We start from the raw sequence: 4,053 nt of genomic DNA on the forward strand, positions 1-4,053 counted from the left end.
GGCGTCGCGTCGTGCAGGCCGAGGGTGATCGCCTCGGGGTGGTCCTCGGAGGGGTCGAGGACGGTCATGCGGCCGGGCCCGTCACGCCGTGGCGCTGCAACCACAGCTCGAGCAGGGCGATCTGCCACAGCTCGTTACCGCGCAGCGGCGTCAGCTTGCCGTTGGGCTCGGCCAGCAGCGCGTCGACCGCGTCCGCGCGAAACAGCCCGCGCTCCTTGGCGACCGGGGCGTAGAGGGCGTCGCGGACCATGTCGAGATAAGGGCCCTCGAGGTGGGTCAGCGCCGGAACCGGGAAGTACCCCTTCGGCCGGTCGATGACCTCCGACGGGATCACCCGGCGCGCGGCCTGCTTGAGGACGCCCTTGCCGTCGTGCGCGGTCTTCAGCTCCGGCGGGCAGGTCGCCGCCAGCTCGACCAACTCGTGGTCGAGGAACGGCACCCGGCCCTCCAGGCCCCACGCCATGGTCATGTTGTCGACCCGTTTGACCGGGTCGTCGACGAGCATCACCGTGGTGTCGAGCCGCAGCGCGCGGTCGACCCCGGTTTCCGCGCCGGGGCGCGCGAAATGCTCGGTGACGAAGCGACCGCTCGGGTCGCCGTCGGCGAAGAACGCCGGCCCCAGCAGGGCCTGCACGCCCCTGGCGTCGCGGTCGAAGAAGGCGCCGCGGTACTCGCTCACCGCGCCGTCGAGCGTGGCGGCGGCCGGCGACCCCATCGGCGGATACCAGTGGTAGCCCGCGAACACCTCGTCGGCGCCCTGGCCCGACTGGACGACCTTGACGTGGCGGGCGACCTCCTGACTGAGCAGGTAGAACGCGACGCAGTCGTGGCTGACCATCGGCTCGCTCATCGCGCCGATGGCCCCGTCGAGCGCGGGCAGCATCCGCTCGGTGCCGATGCGTATCTGGTGGTGGTCGGTGCCGAAGCGCTCGGCGACGATGTCGGACCACCGGAACTCGTCGCCCTCGACGCCGCCGGCGGATTCGAAGCCGATCGAGAAGGTGGACAGCCCGTGCTGGCCGGCCTCGGCGAGCAGGCCGACGATCAGGCTGGAGTCGACGCCGCCGGACAGCAGGCAGCCCACCGGCACGTCGGCGACCAGGCGGCGCTCGACGGCGACCCGCAGCGAGGACAGCACGGCGTCCTCCCAGTCGCGTTCGGACCAGTCGGCTCGCTCGGCGCACCGGCTGAAGTCGGGCGTCCAGTAGGTCTTGGTGAGGCGCCTGCCGTCGGGCTCGATGACGACGATCGACGCCGGCGCAACCTTGCGCACCCCCCGCAGGATGGTCAGCGGCGGCGGCACCACGGAGTGGAAGGTCATGTAGTGGTGCAGGGCGACGGGGTCGATGCGGGTGTCCACGCCGCCGCCGGCGAGCAGGGCCGGCAGCGTCGACGCGAAACGGACGCGATTCCCGTCCTCGGTCAGGTACATCGGCTTGATGCCCAGGCGGTCACGCCCGAGCACCACCCGGCCGCTGTCACGCTCGACGATGGCGAACGCGAACATGCCGAACAGGTGGTTGACGAAGTCGTCGCCCCACCGGTGATAGGCCTTGATCAGGACCTCGGTGTCGCTGTGCGAGAAGAAGCGATAGCCGTGGTCGCTGAGCTCGCGGCGCAGCTCCTTGTAGTTGTAGATGCAGCCGTTCCAGGCGATCGCCAGGCCCAGCTCGGCGTCGACCATCGGCTGGGCGCCCGCCTCGGTCAGGTCGATGATCCGCAGGCGACGATGCCCGAGCGCGACGCGGCCCTGTGACCAGGCGCCGGCGGCGTCGGGGCCGCGCGGCGCCAGCACAGCGGCCATCGCCGTTACCGCCGCGACGTCCGGGACCCGCCCGTCGAGTCGCACCTCCCCGGTGACTCCACACACGTCTTCGACCCTACCGGGGGCCGTTTGGATGCGCGCGTGACGCCACGAGATTGGGGCGGCGTGGGTCGTCGAGTGTGCCGCCACGGTCGGTACCCGCCCGCACATTCCGCCCTGGGCGCACCCGCAACGCCCTGCGCGCACTCCCGACGGCCTGAACGCGCTCTGCGGGCGCGCACCGCCGGACCGTCCGGCCGGGGCCGTCCAGCGGGGGCGCGCGATTGCGCGACCTCACAGCGCGTTCCGCTCGGCGGTGTTAACAGTTCATGTCGCGTTCGTGTCGTCGCGCGCGCCGGCGAGCACCCATCGGGACGGCCGTACAGCGCTGCGCGTAGCACCGAACTTCGCTGGCGCTCAACGGGATACGCCGCCGCGGCGGCGGGTGGGCGGGCCGGTCGCGCGGCCCGACGAACGCCGCGCGGGCCCGCGTGGCCCGGCGTTGTTACCGGCTCCTCACACCGCCATCGCGGCCGGTGAGAGGTGGCCGGCGAATCGGGTTAACGTGCAGCCACCGTTTCGCGCCAATCAGGTTGCGAGACAGGGCATTCGTCACCCCCGCGAAAGGAACGTCCGCGCCAAATGAACGCAGGTCTTGGAAGGTGGGCGGCCCTGACCGCCGCGCTGGGCGGCGCCGCACTGCTGTTCGCCGGACCGGCGTCCGCGGATGCCACCGACGACGCGTTCATCGGTGCGCTGCAGCGCAACGGGATCAACTTTCCCGACCGCAACGCCGCGATCAACGCCGGCCACAGCGTGTGCAGCGGCCTCAGCAAGGGTCAGACGCGCACCTTCGTGGTGTTGTCGCTGGTGAAGAACACCGACCTCAACGTCCGCGAGTCCGGCTATCTGCTCGGCGCCTCGATGGCGTCGTACTGCCCGCAGTTCCGCGGCAACCCGGACCTGGGGTCCTGACCGGCTCCACCGAAAACCCAGCGGCCGTGCGGCTTTCGCGTTAAACCCCGTCGATCGCCGCGGGATCGAACCGCGACCCGAACAGCTGCCTGAGCTGCTGGCCGTACATGCTCACCGCCTCGGCGGTCAGCATGTCGTGATGCGTGCAGTCGACGGCGTACACCCGGGTCTCGCCCGAGGCGTGGGGTTGCCAGGCCCGGCCCAGCCGGGCACCGCGGTCGCCGTCGTCGCGCACGGCGGCGAACACCGCGACGTCTCCGTCGAACAGCCCCGCCTCGTGGCGTCGATACCGCGCCGCGTTGTCGGCCAGGTTCCCCATGATCAGGGCGAGTAGCTGCGCGGGCCGAGACGTCTCCCCGGAATCGCGGAGCAGCGCGGCCACCTCGTCGAACGTCGCCGCCTCGGCACCCGGCCGGTAGGCCCGCAACGCGTCCTCGAGGACCTGCCGTTCGCCCAGGGCCAGGTCCGGCAGCTCGACGCCGTCGGCGATCCGCGGCTCGGCGTCGAGCAGGATCAACCGTTCGACGACGCTGCCGCGCCGCTGCAGTTCCACGGCGACCTGGTGGGCGACGACACCGCCGAAGGACCAACCGAGGATCCGGTACGGCCCGCCGGGGTGGGCGTCCTCGATCCGGTCGGCGTACTGCGCCGCCATCTCGCGGATCGAGCCGGGCGCCTCGCCCGGCTGCGCCGCGGCCTGCTGGATGCCGACGATCGGGCAGTCCAGGTAATTGCCGAGCACGGCATACGGCCAGCTCACGCCGCCCGCGGGGTGGATGCAGAACAACGGCACGCCGGGGCCCCGCTTCAGCGTCTGCACGGGGACGACCTCGTTGACCGCCGCGCAGGTGGAGCGCACCTGGTCGCTGAGGCTGCTGACGGTGGGCGCGTCGAACACGGTGCGCACCGCCAGGTCGACATCCAGGCTGGAGTTGATCGCCGCGACCAGGCGCATCGCGGAGATGCTGTCGCCGCCGAGGTCGAAGAACGAGTCGTCCACCCCCACCCGCTCGACCCCGAGCACCTGGGCGTAGATGCCGGCCAGGATCTCCTCGGTCGCGCTGGACGGCGCGCGGTATTCGCTGCCGGTGTACTCCGGCGCCGGCAGGGCGCGGGTGTCGAGCTTGCCGTTGCTGGTCAGCGGCAGCGCGTGCAGGGACACCACGGCCGCCGGCACCATGTACACGGGCAGCCGCTGGGCCAGCGCCGTCCGCACCTCGGCCGGGTCGGCGGTGCCGGTGACATAGCCGACCAGGCGCAAGGCGCCGGGCCGG

General features: G+C 71.9%; 3 protein-coding genes. 1 reads left to right on the forward strand and 2 read right to left on the reverse strand.

Features of this window, described 5'->3' with window-relative positions:
- Positions 1–64: 64 nt before the first annotated feature.
- Positions 65–1,870: an N-acetylglutaminylglutamine amidotransferase gene (locus tag A5714_RS05930; RefSeq protein ID WP_068283708.1), complete on the reverse strand. Its 1,806-nt coding sequence runs from the start codon at positions 1,868–1,870 to the stop codon at positions 65–67.
- Positions 1,871–2,446: 576 nt separating this feature from the next.
- On the opposite strand from A5714_RS05930, the gene A5714_RS05935 reads away from it, so the two are divergent.
- A complete protein-coding gene (locus A5714_RS05935; RefSeq protein WP_068075594.1) occupies positions 2,447–2,779 on the forward strand; it encodes a DUF732 domain-containing protein in 333 nt (110 codons plus the stop codon).
- 40 nt (positions 2,780–2,819) lie between these two features.
- Here the strand turns inward: A5714_RS05935 and A5714_RS05940 are convergent.
- A partial coding sequence (locus tag A5714_RS05940; protein WP_231975803.1) for a thioesterase domain-containing protein occupies positions 2,820–4,053 on the reverse strand: 1,234 nt, incomplete at its 5' end.

Origin of the sequence: Mycobacterium sp. E2462 (assembly GCF_001672685.1) — a bacterium.
Lineage (GTDB): Bacteria > Actinomycetota > Actinomycetes > Mycobacteriales > Mycobacteriaceae > Mycobacterium.

Excerpts from the sequence above, each read along its gene's own strand:
- A5714_RS05935 (WP_068075594.1), top strand. The coding sequence starts at position 2,447 with ATGAACGCAGGTCTTGGAAGGTGGGCGGCCCTGACCGCCGCGCTGGGC.